This window comes from Aequorivita iocasae, from assembly GCF_016757735.1.
In the GTDB taxonomy this organism is placed as follows: Bacteria; Bacteroidota; Bacteroidia; order Flavobacteriales; family Flavobacteriaceae; genus Aequorivita; species Aequorivita iocasae.
This window is the reverse complement of the sequence record NZ_CP068439.1, coordinates 738,050-756,087: the sequence shown is the minus strand read 5'-3', so window position 1 is coordinate 756,087 and position 18,038 is coordinate 738,050. Positions and strand designations below refer to the sequence as shown.

Below are 18,038 nucleotides of genomic sequence, written 5' to 3'. Positions count from 1 at the left end.
ACTCTGTTTCATTTATAAAATAATTTACATTTTGTTTACTTTAAATCAAAACGATCCAAGTTCATCACTTTGCTCCAAGCTGCAACAAAATCGTTCACAAATTTTTCTTTGGAATCTTCACAGGCATAAACTTCCGCAATTGCGCGAAGCTCTGAGTTGGAGCCAAAAATTAAATCTGCCCGAGTTCCGGTCCATTTAAAAGTATCCGAAGCTCTGTGGCGACCTTCAAAAATGCGATCGTCATCACCGACGGCTTTCCAAGTTGTTCCCAAATCAAGAAGATTTACGAAGAAATCATTGGTCAATGTTTCAGGTTTATCGGTAAAAACACCGTGGCTGGAACCATCCCAATTTGTATCCAAAACGCGCATTCCGCCCACAAGAACTGTCATTTCTGGAACAGTGAGCGTTAATAATTGTGATTTATCAACCAACAATTCCTCAAAAGAAGCGTGCTGGTCGGGCTTCAAATAATTTCTGAAACCATCCGCAGCAGGCTCAAGATGTGTAAACGAATCTACATCGGTCTGCTCCTGAGATGCATCACCACGTCCGGGAGTAAACGGCACAGTAATGTTATGCCCTGCATCTTTAGCAGCTTTTTCAATGGCGGCACATCCGCCCAAAACAATCAGATCTGCCATCGAAACCTTTTTGTCACCGTTTTGATTGCCGTTGAAATCTTTTTGAATTTCCTCAAGCTTGTCCAAAACTTTAGCTAATTGCGAAGGATTGTTCACTTCCCAATTTTTTTGTGGTTCCAAACGAATTCGGGCGCCATTTGCACCCCCGCGCATATCGGAACCTCTGTAGGTTGAAGCAGAAGCCCACGCGGTTGAAACCAATTCAGAAATTGACAAACCTGTATCGAGTATTTTTCCTTTTAATGATGAAATATCCTTTTCGTCAAACAAAGTGTGATTAACCGCAGGAATAGGGTCTTGCCAAAGCAATTCTTCCGAAGGAACTTCTGGGCCAATATAACGGGAAACTGGCCCCATATCGCGATGGGTCAATTTATACCAAGCGCGCGCAAAGGCATCTTCGAATTCTTCGGGATTGTCTCTAAAATGTTTTGAGATTTTTAAATAAGCGGGATCGGTTTTTAAAGCAATATCTGCCGTACTCATCATTAAGTCCTGTGTTTTTGATGAATCGTGAGCCATGGGAGCTTTGTCTGCATTTGAAGCCGCTGTCGGTTTCCACTGATGGGCACCAGCGGGGCTTTTTGTTAATTCCCACTCATAATCAAGCAATACTCTAAAATAATCATGGTCCCATCGATTGGGTACGGGCGTCCAAGGACCTTCCAACCCACTAGTTATGGTATCGTCGCCAAATCCAGATTTGTAGCTGCTTATCCACCCTTTGCTTTGATGTTCAATTGCGGCTCCAGCAGGTTCCACATCTACATATTTTTCGGCATCGCCTGCTCCGTGTGCTTTTCCGAAGGTGTGCCCGCCTGCAACAAGCGCCACGGTTTCATAATCGTCCATGGCCATTCTTCCAAAAGTCTCGCGAATATCGTGTGCAGAACCCATTGGATCGGGCTCTCCATTTGGTCCTTCCGGATTCACATAAATCAAGCCCATGTGCGCTGCCGCCAAGGGTTTTTCAAGATGACCCTCTTCATAACGCTTGTCATTGCCAAGCCACTGTGTTTCAGAACCCCAATACACATCCTGCTCAGGTTCCCAAACATCTTCGCGGCCTGCGCCAAAACCAAATGTTTTAAAGCCCATCGATTCCAGCGCCACATTTCCCGCCAAAAGTAGTAAATCTGCCCAGGAGATTTTTTTGCCGTATTTCTGCTTAATTGGCCAAAGCAACAAGCGCGCTTTATCCAAGTTTCCATTGTCGGGCCAACTGTTCAATGGTGCAAAACGTTGGTTTGCGGTATTTCCGCCGCCGCGACCATCGGTTACACGATACGTTCCCGCGCTGTGCCAAGCCATACGGATAAACAATCCGCCGTAATGGCCGTAATCTGCGGGCCACCAGTCTTGGGAATCGGTCATTAATTTTGTGAGATCATTTTTTAAAGCATCATAATCCAGTTTCTCGAATTCTTTTTTATAATTGAAGCCATTGCCCATGGGGTCTGATTTTGAATCTTGCTGCCGCAGCACATTCAATCGTAAACTATTCGGCCACCAATCGCTGTTTCTGGTACCTCCGCCAGCTACTTGATGCTGAACATTGCCAAAATAGGGGCACTGCGCAGAACTGTCATTAATTTCCCAAACATCGCTCGTGTTGCCGCTGGGGTTTTTTCCTTTGTGATAGTTTTTATCGTTATTATTTTCCATGGTAGAAATATTTTGAAGTGTATCCTACGAAAATAACAATTAAAAAGGCTGCAACCTTAAAAATCAATCGGTTGTTTTAATCTTTGGATTGATAAAACTTATTCTTTGAAGGGAATTTGATAATATTTATAAATTATAGCTGTTGAAGAATTTTAGCAGCTTCCGCCAAAGTTTCATCCGTTTTGGCAAAGCAAACCCGAATCTGTTTAAAATCTTTTTTGCCTTCGTTAAAAACGGACGTTGGAATGGTCGCAATCTTATGTTCCTTCGTAAGTCTTTCCGCGAAAGCGATATCGTTTTCATTTGAAATTTCTGAAAAGTCGAGCATTTGAAAATAAGTTCCTTTAGACGGAATAATTTTGAAATTGGAACCTTCCATTAAATGCAGAAAAAAATCGCGCTTTTGCTGATAGAAATCCGACAGTTTCAAATAATGATTTTCGTCTTTTAAATAAGTTGCCAATGCTTTTTGAATGGGATGGTTTACGCAAAAAACCACGAATTGATGTACTTTTTGAAATTCCTCCATCAAATTTCTGGGTGCGGCACAATAGCCCATTTTCCAGCCAGTATTGTGAAATGTTTTTCCGAAGGAGGCAGTTACAAAACTTCGCTCCGCCAAAGCTTCATATTTTGATGCACTTTGATGTATATTCCCGTCAAAAATGATGTGTTCATAAACCTCATCGCTTAAAACCAACAGATTATTTTTCTCTGCCAAATCCTGCAATTGAAGCATATCGTTTTTTGAAAACAGCATTCCACTTGGATTGTGTGGCGAGTTGATGATAATCATTTTCGTTTTTGAAGAAATCTTATCCGAAACCTCCTGCCAATCCACACTATAAAAAGGAGGTTTCAGTTGAATGGGAGCAATTTTTCCACCGAAGAGTTCCACCGTTGGTGCATAACAATCGTAGGCGGGAGTGAAAATAATTACCTCATCGCCTTTACTAATTGTCGCAGCGATTATTGTAAAAATAGCTTGAGTTGCACCAGCCGTAATTGTGATTTCAGTTTCGGGATTGTAAAAATGATTGTGAAGATTTTCTATTTTTTTTGAAATTTCCATCCGCAATTCAAAATCTCCGGGCATTGGCGCATACTGATTAAAACCGTCGCGCATTGCGTTGTCCACCAAAGCATTCAAAGTGGGGTCGCTGGGGAAATTTGGGAATCCCTGAGAAAGGTTAAGCGCATGGTGTTCCGCTGCCATTTTGCTCATTTTGGCGAAGATGGAGGTTTCTATATTTGGGAGTTTTGAGTTAATCATTCTGTCCTGTATTTATGTACACCAAAATATCGTTGATGCATTTGTCTAAATTATGTTTTATTTCATTGGTCCAAAAGCGAAAAACCGTAAAACCCATTTCTTCAAGTTGATGGTTTACTTCTCGGTCGCGCTGCATATTCCGTTCAATTTTGGGAATCCAAAAACCGCGGTTGCTTTTGAGTGTTTCTTTTCTTTCCGGCCAATTGTAGCCGTGCCAAAATTCACCATCAATGAAAATGGCAAGTTTGTATTTTATGATGGAAATATCGGGTTTTCCGGGCAGTTTTTTGGTGTCCACGCGATAACGGATGCCTTTTTTCCAAAGGGCTTTTCTGAAAAGCAATTCTGGCTTGGTGTTCTTCCCACGAATTTTGCCCATCATTTTGGAACGCTTTTTCGTGGTGTAGAAACCAGATTCTTCGTTGAAACGTGGGACTTTTATTTTTTCCTCTTCATAAATCATTCTATTAAAGTATAAATAATCTTAGCTTTTTAAAAGTTAAATATTTTGAAATAAAAAACCCTCACAAATCTGCAAGGGTTTTATTCTTTTCAAATTTATTTTGAATTAGTATCTATAATACTCAGGCTTAAAGGGTCCTTCAACAGTTACGCCAATATATTCTGCTTGTTCTTCAGAAAGCTCAGTAAGTTCAACCCCAATTTTTTCAAGGTGTAATTTTGCTACTTTTTCATCCAAATGTTTTGGAAGCATATATACTTCGTTTTCATAGTTTTCACCATTTTTCCAAAGTTCGATCTGCGCCAAAGTTTGATTGGTGAAACTATTACTCATTACAAAACTTGGGTGGCCAGTGGCGCAACCAAGGTTTACCAAACGGCCTTCAGCCAAAAGAATAATGTCTTTTCCGTTGATGGTGTATTTATCAACTTGTGGCTTAATTTCAACATGGGTGTGTCCGTGGTTTTTCTTTAACCAGGCTACTGCAATTTCATTGTCAAAATGCCCAATGTTACATACTATAGTTTTGTCTTTCATCGCCTCAAAATGCTCACCGCGAACAATGTCTTTGTTGCCTGTTGTAGTAATTATGATGTCTGCATTGCCTACAACCGTTTCCAACTTCTTCACTTCAAATCCGTCCATTGCAGCTTGTAACGCACAAATTGGATCAATTTCGGTAACTGTAACGATACTTCCAGCCCCTTTAAAAGAAGCAGCAGTTCCTTTACCAACATCGCCATAACCACAAACTACCACACGTTTTCCTGCCATCATAATGTCAGTAGCACGGCGGATTGCATCCACGGCGCTTTCACGGCAACCATATTTATTGTCGAATTTACTTTTGGTAACGCTATCATTAATATTGATTGCCGGCATTGGCAATGTGCCTTTTTTCATACGCTCGTACAGACGGTGAACACCTGTGGTGGTTTCTTCAGAAATACCTTTTACGCCAGCGGCAAGTTCAGGGTATTTGTCCAAAACCATATTTGTTAAATCGCCACCATCATCCAGAATCATATTCAACGGTTTGCGATCCTCGCCAAAAAAAAGTGTTTGCTCGATACACCAATCAAATTCCTCTTCGGTCATTCCTTTCCAAGCATATACTGGAATTCCAGCGTCGGCAATTGCAGCGGCAGCGTGGTCCTGTGTAGAGAAAATGTTGCAAGAGCTCCAAGTAACTTCAGCGCCCAAGGCTTTCAACGTTTCAATAAGTACTGCAGTTTGGATGGTCATATGGAGACAACCGGCAATACGCGCCCCTTTCAAAGGTTGCTCGTTTCCGTACTCTTCACGTAAACTCATAAGCCCTGGCATTTCTGCTTCTGCAAGCTCAATTTCTTTTCTTCCCCAATCAGCAAGGGAAATATCTTTTACTTTGTACGCCGTATAAGGCACAGTTTTCGTTGACATATTTGTTATCTTTATACCCGCAATAGCGGATTTTTGTTAAAAATTATTTCAAATCTAAAGTCCGCAAAACTACGAAATATCCTTTAAAAGTTTATGCCACTTTACAAAACTATAACAGTAAATCCCAATACTAAAGTCTTCATTTGGAAGATTGAAGAGTCTTTTGAAGCACTTTCCCAAGGTATTCAACTTACCGATAATTGTGCAACCCGGGTTAATAATATGAAGAGCGACCTGCACCGTCGCGGTTTTATGAGTATTCGGCATTTGATGGCTTTGGATGGATATACCGATCACGATTTGTATTACGATGAACACGGAAAACCGCATTTAACAGGCGATAAGCACATTTCCATTACCCATTCCTTCAATTTCGCTGCAATAATAATTAGTGATATAGAAGTGGGAATTGATATTGAAATGCAGCGACACAAAATCTTGCGGATCGCACATAAATTCACCCCGTTGAAAGCGTACAAGATTTTTGCAAATGAAGATGCTTTAATGCGAAAGTTAACTATAGTTTGGTGCGCCAAAGAATCTTTATATAAAAGTTTTGCCGAAAAAGGGGTAAGCTTTTTGGAACATATTTATGTGGAAGACTTTAATCTCGATGAAAACAAAACCACTGCTACCGTGACTTACGAGGACAAACAACAAAAATACGATGTGGATTTTTTGGAATTTGAACAATTCACTTGTGCCTATGCGCTTATTTCTGAAAAATAGTAAATGAAAGAAATTTTTTATGAAAATCTTCAGAAATCCGTTTCCGAAAAAGAAAAGCAACTCGCTATTTTAATTGACCCCGATAAGTTTGAAGTATCCGAAGCAAATTCTTTTTTGAAACAAATTCCTAAGGAAACCACTCACCTTTTTGTGGGCGGAAGTACCGTTGCAAATGGCGAAACTGAAGAAACGGTAAAAGCTTTGAAAGCTGAAACAAGGCTTCCAATTTTTTTGTTTCCTGGCGATCATTCGCACATTACTCCATTAGCAGATGCTTTGTTATTTTTGACTTTGCTTTCAGGAAGAAATGCAGAATATTTAGTTGGGCAGCAAATAAAATCTATTTCAAAATTGAAAAATAGTTCTTTGGAAATTATTTCCACAGGTTACATTTTGATTGACGGTGGAAATGATTCGGCGGTTTCAAAAGTGACAAATACGGAACCGCTTCCGCAGGAAAATATTGAAAACATTGTGCACACGGCGTTAGCGGGACAATTTATGGGGGCGAAGATTATTTATTTGGAAGCGGGCAGCGGCGCAAAATTTCCTGTAAAGCCCGAAATCATTTCCGAAGTAAAAAAAGCAATCAACATCCCTTTAATTGTTGGCGGTGGAATAAAAACCGAAGCACAAAAAAATACCGCTTACGAAGCTGGAGCAAATATGGTTGTGATGGGAACGGCGTTTGAGTAAATTCCAAATCTTAAAAAACCAGATTCCAAAAACTGCAAACTGCGACTGAAAACTTTTTAAAATCGTAGTTTTGAAAAAAATGAAAAAATGAAAATTTCAGTAGAATTAACCCTCACGCCTTTACAGGACGATTACGAACCCGCAATAATCAATTTTATAAAAAGCCTTCGAAATTCTGGGCTGACGGTTTTGGAAAATCCGCTAAGCACACAGGTTTACGGCGATTATGATGCGGTGATGAACCTTCTTCAAAAAGAAATGAAAGTTGCATTGGAAGCTGTGGAAAGAGGTTTGCTTTACATCAAAATAGTAAAATCAGACCGCAGCGACTATGAGCCCCATTTTTGATTGGTTTTTTGCGCAATATGCCGAAGTTCCCACACATTTAATAGTGCTGGAACTCATCGGCGTTTTCTTTGGTTTTTTGAGCGTGTGGTTTAGCAAGCAGGATAATATTCTCGTATATCCCACGGGGATTATAAGCACAGCAATTTTTGTGTACATTCTTGCCGTTTACGGGCTTTTGGGCGATATGATGATAAACGCCTATTACTTTGCAATGAGCATTTACGGCTGGTATATTTGGACTCGAAAAGTGGATGCGACCCACTATACGCCCATCACAAAAGCCACAAAAACCGAAAACAAACAATCTATTTACATTTTTATAGCAACGCTTATTTTCGTTTTTGGTGTGTACGAATATTTTGAAAAATGGAACAGTTGGACAGCTTATGTTGACACAATTACGACTGCAATTTTCTTCGTGGGAATGTGGCTTATGGCGAAAAAGAAACTCGAAAACTGGATCTATTGGATTATTGGCGACTTAATTTCCGTGCCACTTTACCTTTATAAAGGGCTCGTGTTTACTTCGTTTCAATATCTTTTATTTACTATTATTGCCATTTACGGATACCGCGCTTGGAAGAAAAACTTGAACATACCCGAAACCAGTCTGCTGAATTGATTAAAGTAGTTTTATACGGTCCCGAATCTACTGGCAAAACCACCTTGGCAAAACAGTTGTCGGAACACTACAAAACGCTTTGGGTTCCCGAATATATGCGCGAATTCCTTCAAAAAAAGTGGGATTCCGAAAAGAAATTAGTTAAAAAAGAAGATTTAATTCCAATCGCAAAAGGGCAATTGCAACTTGAAAATGAAGTTTCTCAAAAAGTTGAAAATCTGCTGATTTGCGATACGAATCTGCTCGAACTAAAAGTCTATTCCGAATATTATTACGACGGATTTTGTCCTTCGGAAATAAAAACCGAAGCAACCAAAAACAATTACAGCATCTACCTTTTGACATATGTTGACACGCCTTGGGAACCGGATATTTTGCGCGACCGACCGAACAACCGCAAGGAGATGTTTCGTATTTTCGAGGCCGAATTGAAAAAACAGGGTTTTCCGTATAAAATTTTAAAGGGAAACGAGGAAGAGCGGTTTAAAAAAGCAAACGAAATAATTGACGCATTATTAAATAGGTAAAAACCTTTGCGTTCTCTGCGTCTCTGCGGTGATAATTTACCGCAAAGGCGCAAAGGTCGCGAAGAAACTTGCAATTACATTGAATAAAATGTTTACAGAAAAAAACATACAACAAATAAAGAATCACGGGCTTTCCGAAGCTAAAGTAGCACGCCAACTTGAAATTTTCAAGAAAGGGATCCCGTTCGCAAATGTTGTTGAACCAGCTTCGGCGGATAATGGCATTGCAGTATTTTCAGAAACGGAACAAAACCATTTTGTAGCGCTTTTTGAAGCTGAAAAAGACAGACTTGATTTGCTGAAATTTGTGCCAGCTTCGGGCGCTGCTACGCGAATGTTTAAGTTTTTGCATCAGTTTTTGGAGAATTATGATTTTGAAAATGAAGACATCGATGCGTTTCTTCAAAAGGAAGAGAATAGAAATTTGAAAATCTTTTTTGAATCAATTGAAAAATTTCCTTTTTCTTCTTTGGTGAAAGAAAAATTGGAAGCGAAATTCCCCGATTTTAAAAATTTCGAAAAAGGAAAACGCTTTTATTTCTTTGTAAAGGAAATGCTAAAAGAAACCGGTCTCAATTTCAGCAACACGCCCAAAGGGCTCGTTCCGTTTCACGATTACGGCGAAAATTATGTTACCGCTTTTGACGAACAATTATACGAAGCAGCGTTTTATGCAAGCGCGAACGGCATTGCCAATTTGCATTTTACGGTTTCGGAAGAACACGAGGAAAAGTTCAAAAAAAGATATGAAGAAATTCAGGAAACCGTTGAGAACAAAACAGGCGTAAGATTCAATATTTCCTATTCCTTTCAGAAAAAGGAAACTGATACAGTTGCCGCAACTACTGAAAACAAAGCTTTTTTAGATGAAAATGGCGATTTGGTTTTTCGTCCGTCCGGGCACGGGGCACTTTTGGAAAATTTGAATGAAGTGGATGCCGACATCGTTTTTATAAAAAATATTGACAACGTGGTTTCGCAAAATTATGTGGAAACCATCGCTTTTCAGAAAAAAGTGCTCGCTGGAAAAATGCTTTCCCTTCAGCAAAAAATCTTTGGTTTTGTGGAAAAACTTCACGCTGCAAATCCTTCCGAAGAAGTTTTGAAAAACGCTTCCGAATTTATTTCCAAGGAACTTTTCATAAAAAACACTCCTATATATAAAGAGGAAATTTTAAAAATCCTGAAGCGGCCCATCCGCGTTTGCGGCGTAGTTGAAAATACCGGCGCGCCGGGCGGCGGCCCATTTCTTATAAAAGACAAAAACGGAAACCTTTCCTATCAAATAGTGGAAATGTCCCAAATTGATAAAAACAATACGCAACAAAAGGTTTTGGTTGAAAAGGCAACGCATTTTAATCCCGTGGATTTGGTTTGCGGACTGCGTAATTATAAAGGAAAAAAGTATGATTTGCTGAAATTTTCAGATCCCGATACAGGTTTTATATCACATAAATCATATTATGGAAAACCTATAAAAGCATTGGAACTTCCGGGACTTTGGAATGGCGCGATGGCAAACTGGAACACGGTTTTTGTAGAAGTGCCGCTGATCACTTTCAATCCTGTAAAAACGGTGAACGACCTTTTGAATAAAGAACACCAACCGCAATGAATGCCGAAGTTTTAATTTCTGAACTTTCCTTTAAAGCCATCCGCAGCAGCGGGCCGGGCGGGCAGCATGTGAACAAAACGGCTTCAAAAGTTGAGGTTTCATTTAGTTTAGAAAATTCCGAAGCACTTTCAGAAATTGAAAAGGAACGTCTTCGAACAAAACTTTCCACAAAAATTTCTTCCGAAGGAATAATAGTTCTTCAATGCGGCGAAACCCGAAGTCAGCACCGCAACAAGGCTATCGTTATTGAAAGGCTTGTTGAATTGCTTCAGAAAACCCTTAAAGTCGCAAAACCGCGAAAGAAAACAAAACCTTCAAAAGGAGCGATTGAAAGACGTTTAAAATCCAAAAAGGAAAATGCCTTTAAAAAATCCAACCGCAAACCACCAAAAATTGAATAGTGTTTACACAAAAACTGTGTAATTTTTATACAACTGTTCTTTCCATTATACACTTTTCTTAAAATTCAAAACAATTGAATAATCTTTAAATAACTGTTTTGCAGTTATTTAATGGTTTTTTCTGTTCCATATTTTCTATGGCACTACTTTTTCTATATACAAGACAACAAACAAACTTAGAGAAACGAATAAATAATTATTAAAAACAAAAACAAATGAAAAAGTTAATTTTAAGTACAGCAATCGTATTAGGAGGTTTAACCGCAGCAACCGCACAAGATAAAGAGCCGACTGCAATGAACGAGCAAAAACAAACTGCCGTTGAAGCGCAAGTGGAAAGCAGAATTGAAGCTGCACAAGATGCTGAAACTGCTGATGTAGTTGATGCCGAAACAGCTGTGATTGCAGCCCCCGTACAAGATTTTAAAGAAGTAAAAGCTTCTGAGGTACCACAAACCGTTAAAGACGCCGTAGCTAAAGACTTTAGCGGTGCCACTATTTCTAAGGCTTATGTGAATGCCAATGGAGAATATAAACTTGACCTTGCCACTGCAGATAAAAAAGCTGCAACGGTTTATGCTAACGCAAAAGGTGAGTGGATTAAAAACGATATGAAGAAGCAGTAAGCTGCAGGTATTTTAGATTCAATACTTCTGGGAAAGGCGTCCATAAAATGGGCGCCTTTTTTTATGATAAATTTAAAGTTTGCCCAGCCATATACTCACTATTTTTACGTTCTCAGAAAACGTAATGGCGCAACAAATACATATAGTTGAAGACGATGTAGCTTTTGGCAAAATGCTCACTTCTTTTTTGGAACGAAAAGGTTTTAATGTCACTGTTTCGCTTTCAGGCGAAAAGGCGCGAAAAACAATTTCTGAAAGCAATTTTGATTTGCTGATTACGGATTTAAAGCTGCCGGACGATTCGGGTCTTGACTTGCTTGAATTTTCACAAAAAACTTCCCCGAAAACAAAAGTGATTTTAATGACAGGTTATGCTGAAGTGGATACTGCGGTAAAAGCCATAAAGAAAGGGGCGCTGGATTATATTTCGAAACCGTTCCGGCCGGAGGAATTGTTGATGATTATTGAAGCGGATTCTCAAAATAGGGAATCTGCCGAAGAGCATATTTCAGAAACTGTTGAGCCGAAACAACCTGCTTCCCAACCAAGTTCTGAAAAGTCCAAATTTGTAATCGGCATCAGCGAAGCCTCCAAAAAATTCAACGAATATTTAAAACTCGTCGGGCCAACGGATATGTGCGTTCTTATTCAAGGTGAAAGCGGAACTGGAAAGGAAGTTGCCGCAAAGGCAATCCACAATTATAGTTCCCGAAAAGACAAAAATTTTGTGGCAGTAGATTGCGGCGCTATTCCGAAAGAGATTGCCGCGAGCGAATTTTTCGGCCACGTAAAGGGAAGTTTTACGGGCGCGGTAAATGACAAAAAAGGCCATTTTGAAGCGGCAGACGGAGGCACACTTTTTTTGGATGAAGTCGGTAATCTTTCCTATGAAAACCAAATTCAATTACTTCGCGCTTTGCAGGAACGGCGCATAAAACCCGTGGGCAGCAATACCGAAATTGACGTGGATGTACGGATACTTTCCGCAACGAATGAAGACTTGCTGAAAGCCGTTTCCGAGGGGAAATTTAGGGAGGATTTGTACCATCGATTGAATGAATTTTCAATCCGCATTCCATCGTTGCACGAACGGAAAGAGGACCTTTTTTTGTTTATTGAATATTTTTTAAACCAAGCGAACAAATCTTTGGGAAAGGAAGTAATCGGACTTTCCAAAGAAGTGGAGGAAGCGTTTAAAAACTACGCTTGGCCGGGCAATTTGCGCGAGTTGAAAAACGTAATCAAACGTTCCGTTTTGTTGACCAATTCACAATTGATTCCGTTGGAAGTAATTCCGCGGGAAGTTCTTTTTTCTGCAAATACGAAAAAGGAAACCGTTGATTTTTCAAAGGAAAGCAACGAAAAACAACTTATTTTGAACGCTTTAAAGGAAACCGATTTCAATAAAACTAAGGCCGCAAAACTGCTGAATATTACCCGAAAAACGCTTTATAACAAACTGGAGCATTATCAAATAGAATTGTAAGGTTTATCGGATTGAAAGTGCTTTTCGCAAATCGCGGAAGTTCATTTCCAGCTTTTCAAAATCCATCTTCATTTCCCCAGATTCCACTGTTTCTGCAGTGTAATCCTCCATTTTTTCGAGAATGGGAATAACTTCCTTCGCCCTTATTTGGCGGAACATCGTGAGCATTCGGTGGGCAATTTCAGAAATAGTTTTTGTTTCATTTTCGGCAATAGAATTTTTTATTTGTTGCAAATCTTTTTCGGTTTGGGCGTTGAAAACCTCCAGGACTTCTTCCAAGGCTTGAGGCGTATTTAAAAAGGATTTTAAAAGGGAAAGGTCAAATTTTTCGTTGGCTGTGGAATCTGATTTGAAAATTTCATCCACAATTTTTTCTTCCGAAAAATTCCTGCGGCTTGGAAAAATGCGCTCCAAAACCACAACGAGCTCCTGTTTTGAAAAGGGTTTTGGAAGCATTTCAGAAAATCCTTTTTTGAGGTAAAAATCACGACTGTGCTCCCTACTTCCAGTCATTGCAATAACTGGCTGGTTTTTATAAGAATTTATTTCGCCATTTTTCAATTTTTCCAAAACAGTAAAACCGTCGGTTTTTGGCATTTGGATATCTGTTAGGACAAAATCAAAATCAACCCCCAAACTGTAAGCTTTGAAATCGTTGTAACTTTGAAATGCTTGGGAAGCAATATTCATCTGTTCAAAAATTTCCTGTAAAAGTGCGCGCATCGATTCGTCATCGTCAATAATTACGGCTTTCAGACCTTCAAACGAAATGTGTTCCTTCGGAATGTTTTTCGTCAAAATCCTATCTGAATTTTTCAGCGGAAGGGTTAAAATAAAGTTGCTTCCCTCACCCAAAACACTTTCCACCTTTAGGCTTCCACCCAAAAGCTCAGTGATTTTTTTTGAAATGGCCAATCCCAGACCGCTACCGCCAAATTTGTGTGCAATCTCAGTTTCGGCCTGTGTGAATTCATTGAAAATAAGTTGCTGTTTTTCTTTGGAAATTCCAATCCCCGTATCTATTACTGAAATTTGAACCGTTGAAATTTTACCAACTTCCTGAATTTCCTCAACCTTAATTTCAACCCTTCCCTTTTCAGTAAATTTAAAGGCATTGCCCACGAGATTATTCACTATCTGACGAATCCGTAACGGGTCGCTCTCAAAAATTTTACTTTTTATTTTCTCTGAAATGGAAAGCTTTAAATCAACAGCTTTTTGCGGAAATTGTTGTTTCACAGCATTTCCAGCCTCAACGATGATATTTTCCAAAGAAAATGGAACGCTTTCAATAGGCAATTTTCCTGCTTCCAGTTTGGAGAAATCCAGCAAATCATCCACCAAATGTGAAATAAAATGTGAGCTTGAAGTGATTTGCCCCAAATAGTATTTCTGCTTTTCCGAAAGGTTTGAATTTTCAAATAGTTCGGAATAACCGCTGATTGTATTCAAAGGTGTTTTTAGATCGTGGCTTACCGTGGAAATAAGCTGCTCGCGACTTTTCAGTAATGATTCAGCATAATTTTTGGATTCCTCCAAATTCTTTTTAAAGCGTTCTGCCCTAAAAAAATCTGAAAGTATAAAATATGAAAATAACAAAACCACGATGCCGCCCAAGATGCCCGCAAACTTCAGAATTTCCTTTGTGCGTTCCATAGATTCGGCCCGCTGTTGTTTTTCCAGATTATTGTTTTTTGCAATTTCGAGGTCAAAACTGGCAATTATTTCCCGCAAACGTTCTGAAATATTGAGGTCGTTTCGAATCAATTCATTCTCTTTTTGTATCAAAGATTCCCGAATTCTCGAGTTTTCTTTTTTGGCTTCGGCAACAATATACCGCGCTGCAAGCAGCATAGAATCTACTGTTTTCGATTTTACGGTAGAAGTATCGCGCGTGGCGTCACTGTTGAGGTAATCGGCATAGTTTTGCCATATTCTGCGTTCTTGGGAGTTTAATTTCGAGGGATTTCTAATTAATGACTCTACTGAGTTCAGGCCAACAGAAGCTTCTAGTTTACGCACTTCGCGCATAATATCGTCCAGCGAAGTGTCTTTTTTGTTGGTCAATCGAAGAATACGAAGCTGTTCAATATTTCGGTTTTTATCTTTTAATAAAGATTTTACACTGTCAAGTTGCTTTAATTGAAAATCATTATTTGTGAGCGACTTTATTTCTTCAATTTTTTTAAAAAGCGAATCGGTTTTGGCCATATATTTTTCAAAATCTTCATCGCTTTCCGTTAAGAGCGCAAGTCTTGAAAATCCGTCTGTTTCGTAAACCAGATTGATGAGCGTTCCGGTTTCAATGAATTTTTTTTCGCCTTTTGTTTCAGTAGATTCGGCAGTGAAATTTTTGAATTCAGAATATAAAAAAGCGCCAACCAAAACCGATAAAGCTCCCAAAACGAGGTAGCTAAGAATAATTTTAAAGGTGAATTTATTTTTTGAAGTGGCCATCGTTCAAATGTAAAGACTAAAAAAAAGAGGAAGTATTAAGAATATGGTAAAAAAAATCGAAATCGAAATCAAAAACTAAAACGATGCCGAAGTATTGGAAGAAATTGAAAAAAGAAATGTACTTTTGCCGAACATCTCAAAGGGGTGCTTTTGGAAGTACGAAATTGGAGATACGAGTTACGAAACTATTTCGTCGCTCGTCGCTCAAAATTCCAACTTCAAAAGGCTGAGATTATACCCAAAGAACCTGGGCGGGTAATGCCGCCAAGGGATAACAAATAGGAACCCCCTGTAATATTGCACGACGCAATATTCTCAGGGTTTTTTTATAAAACCATTTAATAAACCAAGAATAACGCCCCTTTTATTCGTATAAAATTATTTTTTACGAATGAAAAAGTTATTGATTTCCGCAGTTTTCAGTTTATTGTTTATTTCCGTTTCTGCACAGGAAACGCCGCAGGAAAAAACGAAAGATTCCACAAAAGTTGAATCATTGGACGAAGTTTTGGTAAAAGCCGTCCGTGTTGAAGCAGATTCGCCCATTACCCACTCAAATCTTGACACAGAAGAGCTTGAAAAAAGAAATCTTGGTCAGGATATTCCATATATGCTCAATTATCTTCCGTCGGTTGTTACCACCAGCGATGCGGGAGCGGGTGTGGGCTATACCTACATTCGGGTTCGCGGAAGTGATGCTTCGCGCGTAAATGTTACCTTGAACGGAATTCCGTATAATGATTCTGAAAGCCAAGGCACGTTTTGGGTGAATTTGCCCGATTTTACTTCTTCTGTGCAAAGTTTGCAATTGCAGCGGGGCGTGGGTACTTCAACCAACGGTTCGGGCGCTTTTGGTGCAAGTTTGAATTTGTTGAGTGATGTCGTTTCAAATGAAGCGTATGGCGAAATTGCAAATTCCTTCGGAAGTTATAATACACACAAACATAACGTCAAGTTCAGCACTGGCTTGCTTTCCAACCAGTTTGAATTAGCGGGAAGGTTGTCAACCATTCAATCGGATGGTTATATAGACAGAGCCAGTTCCGATTTGAAATCGTATTTTCTACAGGGGGCTTTTGTAAATAGAAACACCTTAATTAAATCTTTGGTTTTTGGCGGAAGAGAAGAAACCTACCAATCCTGGAACGGTTTGGAAGATCCCGAAAAGCTTAAAAACGACAGAACTTACAATACCGTTGGAATGTACACTGATGAAAATGGGAACCTTCAGTTTTATGATAACGAAGTGGATAATTATGCGCAAGATCACTATCAATTGCTTTGGAACCAACGTTTCAATAACAATTGGAGCACAAATGTTTCTTTCAATTACACAAAAGGAAAGGGTTATTTTGAGCAATATAAAGAAGACGAAGATTTTGAAACCTACGGTTTTGAACCGATTGAAATTGGCAACGATACAATAAATACAACCGATGTAATCCGCCGTCGTTGGTTGGATAATGATTTTTATGCAGCAAATGCAAACGTGAATTACAAAAACAACAAAATTGATTTTACCGGTGGCGCTTTTTACAGTTATTACACTGGCGACCATTACGGCGAAGTAATCTGGGCGCGCTACGCCAGCGATTCGGAAATTCGAGATCGTTATTACGAAGGAAATGGCGAGAAAAGTGAGTTCACCGTTTTTTCAAAGGCAACCTATAAAATTGACGAGCAGTGGAGCGTTTTTGGCGATTTGCAGGGTAGGTTTTTGAATTATAAAACTTCTGGGATTACTTCAGATTTGGTTCCTTTGAATGTAGATGAAAACTATTCGTTTTTCAACCCAAAAGCGGGATTGACTTATAAATTGAATCTTTCAAATCAATTCTATTTTTCATATGGAAAAGCCCATCGCGAGCCTTCCCGAAACGATTATGAACAAGGAATTATTACTCCGGAAAAACTGGACGATTTTGAATTGGGTTGGCGTTTCGCTTCAGAAAAAACAAAAGTGAATACAAATGTGTTTTATATGAATTACAAAGACCAATTAGTCCTTTCTGGCGAATTGAACGACGTGGGTGCGGCCTTAAGAACCAGCAGCGGAAAAAGCTACCGTTTGGGATTGGAAGTGGATGCCGAAATACAGCTTTTGAAAAATTTGAGAACGCTTCCAAATATTGCTTTGAGTACCAATAAAAATGTAGATTTCGTTGCTTCTCGCGATGGCGAATTAGTGAATTTAGGCAACACCAATATTTCGTTTTCGCCTGCTGTAGTTGCAGGAAACATGCTGGAATATTCACCCATGAAGAAATTGCAATTAGGCTTTCTTTCAAAGTTTGTGGGCGAGCAATATATGGGTAATATTGACAGCGAGGTTTCAAAATTGGATAGCTATTTCATCAATGATCTAAATATCGTTTACACCTTGGACACACTTCCGTGGGTAAAAGAAGTTGTTTTTTCGGCTTTGGTAAACAATATATTTAATGTAAAATATATTTCCAACGGCTATTTTTATACTTACGATGACGATTTCAGCAATCCGGGAACAATTACAACAATTGAAGGTGCGGGCTATTATCCGCAGGCAACGATTAATTTTTTAGTGGGAGCTATTATAAAGTTTTAGAAAATTTTATTCAGGCTTAAAACAATTAATTACTAATTACAACGGTATTCCCATTGCGTTCGGCACGATAAGATTGCATGGGGTATTTAGCATCGGGTTCTGTAGTATGTCTTCCAAAATTAACAAGGTTATACTCGTTGTCATCATTTGAACAAGGGCAAGTAGCAATTGGGCCGTTGATTTCCATTCGGGAACACTCACTGGGAATATGGTTCGGATCGGTGAGGTCAAATGCAAAATATTGTGTTTCACTTACGCAATAAACCACAATGCCCTTAATGCCTTGTGAAGTAATTACGGAGCTTCCAGGAAATCGCAAGGGGTTGTATTCCGGTAAGTTAAGGTTTAAATTTAGGCTCACCACCGGATCTGTTAAATATGGGTTCCGCTCTCGCTGGTCATCATTTTTTGAACAGGAAACGTGTAATACAAGGGCGAGTAGGAAAAGAAAAATATTTTTCATGAATTAGGCAAAATTTT

The 18,038-nt window shown here is 39.1% G+C and carries 16 protein-coding genes; 10 read left to right on the top strand and 6 right to left on the bottom strand.

The window, feature by feature from the left end:
* Positions 1-35: 35 nt before the first annotated feature.
* The 4 genes from katG to ahcY all read right to left on the bottom strand — a co-directional run bounded on the left by katG (position 36) and on the right by ahcY (position 5,467).
* A complete protein-coding gene (katG, locus tag JK629_RS03615; RefSeq protein ID WP_202337271.1) occupies positions 36-2,309 on the bottom strand; it encodes a catalase/peroxidase HPI in 2,274 nt (757 codons plus the stop codon).
* A gap of 133 nt (positions 2,310-2,442) precedes the next feature.
* On the bottom strand, positions 2,443-3,582 hold the full coding sequence (locus tag JK629_RS03610) for a methionine aminotransferase (protein ID WP_202337270.1): 1,140 nt from the start codon (positions 3,580-3,582) through the stop codon (positions 2,443-2,445).
* Positions 3,575-4,045, bottom strand: coding sequence for a very short patch repair endonuclease (locus JK629_RS03605; RefSeq protein WP_202337269.1), 471 nt, complete (start codon positions 4,043-4,045; stop codon positions 3,575-3,577). Before JK629_RS03605 ends, JK629_RS03610 begins: the two co-directional genes overlap by 8 nt.
* Before the next feature lie 105 nt (positions 4,046-4,150).
* On the bottom strand, positions 4,151-5,467 hold the full coding sequence (ahcY, locus tag JK629_RS03600) for an adenosylhomocysteinase (protein WP_202337268.1): 1,317 nt from the start codon (positions 5,465-5,467) through the stop codon (positions 4,151-4,153).
* A 93-nt stretch (positions 5,468-5,560) separates the two neighbouring features.
* Here ahcY and JK629_RS03595 point away from each other — a divergent pair, with 93 nt between their 5' ends.
* From JK629_RS03595 to JK629_RS03555, 9 genes are all read left to right on the top strand, one after another.
* Positions 5,561-6,196, top strand: coding sequence for a 4'-phosphopantetheinyl transferase family protein (locus JK629_RS03595; protein ID WP_202337267.1), 636 nt, complete (start codon positions 5,561-5,563; stop codon positions 6,194-6,196).
* A gap of 3 nt (positions 6,197-6,199) precedes the next feature.
* Entirely contained in the window at positions 6,200-6,892 is a 693-nt protein-coding gene (locus tag JK629_RS03590) for a geranylgeranylglyceryl/heptaprenylglyceryl phosphate synthase (RefSeq protein ID WP_202337266.1), read from the top strand.
* Between the two features lie 87 nt (positions 6,893-6,979).
* On the top strand, positions 6,980-7,240 hold the full coding sequence (locus JK629_RS03585; protein WP_045081418.1) for a thiamine-binding protein: 261 nt from the start codon (positions 6,980-6,982) through the stop codon (positions 7,238-7,240).
* Positions 7,224-7,862: a nicotinamide riboside transporter PnuC gene (gene pnuC, locus JK629_RS03580; protein ID WP_202337265.1), complete on the top strand. Its 639-nt coding sequence runs from the start codon at positions 7,224-7,226 to the stop codon at positions 7,860-7,862. Before JK629_RS03585 ends, pnuC begins: the two co-directional genes overlap by 17 nt.
* Positions 7,859-8,389 carry an AAA family ATPase gene (locus JK629_RS03575; protein ID WP_225626109.1) on the top strand — a complete coding sequence of 177 codons (531 nt, stop codon included), beginning with the start codon at positions 7,859-7,861 and terminating at the stop codon, positions 8,387-8,389. Before pnuC ends, JK629_RS03575 begins: the two co-directional genes overlap by 4 nt.
* Before the next feature lie 88 nt (positions 8,390-8,477).
* Complete coding sequence (locus tag JK629_RS03570; RefSeq protein WP_202337263.1) at positions 8,478-10,004, top strand: DUF4301 family protein; 1,527 nt, start codon at positions 8,478-8,480, stop codon at positions 10,002-10,004.
* Positions 10,001-10,405, top strand: coding sequence for an alternative ribosome rescue aminoacyl-tRNA hydrolase ArfB (gene arfB / locus JK629_RS03565; RefSeq protein WP_202337262.1), 405 nt, complete (start codon positions 10,001-10,003; stop codon positions 10,403-10,405). Before JK629_RS03570 ends, arfB begins: the two co-directional genes overlap by 4 nt.
* Positions 10,406-10,620: 215 nt before the next feature.
* Positions 10,621-11,031: a hypothetical protein gene (locus tag JK629_RS03560; protein WP_202337261.1), complete on the top strand. Its 411-nt coding sequence runs from the start codon at positions 10,621-10,623 to the stop codon at positions 11,029-11,031.
* Positions 11,032-11,155: 124 nt separating this feature from the next.
* Complete coding sequence (locus JK629_RS03555) at positions 11,156-12,517, top strand: sigma-54-dependent transcriptional regulator (RefSeq protein ID WP_202337260.1); 1,362 nt, start codon at positions 11,156-11,158, stop codon at positions 12,515-12,517.
* 3 nt (positions 12,518-12,520) lie between these two features.
* Here the strand turns inward: JK629_RS03555 and JK629_RS03550 are convergent, their stop codons facing one another.
* Positions 12,521-14,974: an ATP-binding response regulator gene (locus JK629_RS03550; protein ID WP_202337259.1), complete on the bottom strand. Its 2,454-nt coding sequence runs from the start codon at positions 14,972-14,974 to the stop codon at positions 12,521-12,523.
* 391 nt (positions 14,975-15,365) lie between these two features.
* Between JK629_RS03550 and JK629_RS03545 the strand changes: the two genes are divergently transcribed.
* A complete protein-coding gene (locus JK629_RS03545; protein ID WP_202337258.1) occupies positions 15,366-17,558 on the top strand; it encodes a TonB-dependent receptor in 2,193 nt (730 codons plus the stop codon).
* Positions 17,559-17,583: 25 nt separating this feature from the next.
* Here JK629_RS03545 and JK629_RS03540 read toward each other — a convergent pair whose 3' ends face one another.
* Positions 17,584-18,021, bottom strand: coding sequence for a hypothetical protein (locus JK629_RS03540; RefSeq protein ID WP_202337257.1), 438 nt, complete (start codon positions 18,019-18,021; stop codon positions 17,584-17,586).
* Between the last annotated feature and the right edge of the window lie 17 nt (positions 18,022-18,038).

Coding starts and splice junctions, on each gene's coding strand:
- katG (WP_202337271.1), bottom strand. CDS start 2,309: ATGGAAAATAATAACGATAAAAACTATCACAAAGGAAAAAACCCCAGC.
- JK629_RS03610 (WP_202337270.1), bottom strand. CDS start 3,582: ATGATTAACTCAAAACTCCCAAATATAGAAACCTCCATCTTCGCCAAA.
- JK629_RS03605 (WP_202337269.1), bottom strand. CDS start 4,045: ATGATTTATGAAGAGGAAAAAATAAAAGTCCCACGTTTCAACGAAGAA.
- ahcY (WP_202337268.1), bottom strand. CDS start 5,467: ATGTCAACGAAAACTGTGCCTTATACGGCGTACAAAGTAAAAGATATT.
- JK629_RS03595 (WP_202337267.1), top strand. CDS start 5,561: ATGCCACTTTACAAAACTATAACAGTAAATCCCAATACTAAAGTCTTC.
- JK629_RS03590 (WP_202337266.1), top strand. CDS start 6,200: ATGAAAGAAATTTTTTATGAAAATCTTCAGAAATCCGTTTCCGAAAAA.
- JK629_RS03585 (WP_045081418.1), top strand. CDS start 6,980: ATGAAAATTTCAGTAGAATTAACCCTCACGCCTTTACAGGACGATTAC.
- pnuC (WP_202337265.1), top strand. CDS start 7,224: ATGAGCCCCATTTTTGATTGGTTTTTTGCGCAATATGCCGAAGTTCCC.
- JK629_RS03570 (WP_202337263.1), top strand. CDS start 8,478: ATGTTTACAGAAAAAAACATACAACAAATAAAGAATCACGGGCTTTCC.
- arfB (WP_202337262.1), top strand. CDS start 10,001: ATGAATGCCGAAGTTTTAATTTCTGAACTTTCCTTTAAAGCCATCCGC.
- JK629_RS03560 (WP_202337261.1), top strand. CDS start 10,621: ATGAAAAAGTTAATTTTAAGTACAGCAATCGTATTAGGAGGTTTAACC.
- JK629_RS03555 (WP_202337260.1), top strand. CDS start 11,156: ATGGCGCAACAAATACATATAGTTGAAGACGATGTAGCTTTTGGCAAA.
- JK629_RS03550 (WP_202337259.1), bottom strand. CDS start 14,974: ATGGCCACTTCAAAAAATAAATTCACCTTTAAAATTATTCTTAGCTAC.
- JK629_RS03545 (WP_202337258.1), top strand. CDS start 15,366: ATGAAAAAGTTATTGATTTCCGCAGTTTTCAGTTTATTGTTTATTTCC.
- JK629_RS03540 (WP_202337257.1), bottom strand. CDS start 18,021: ATGAAAAATATTTTTCTTTTCCTACTCGCCCTTGTATTACACGTTTCC.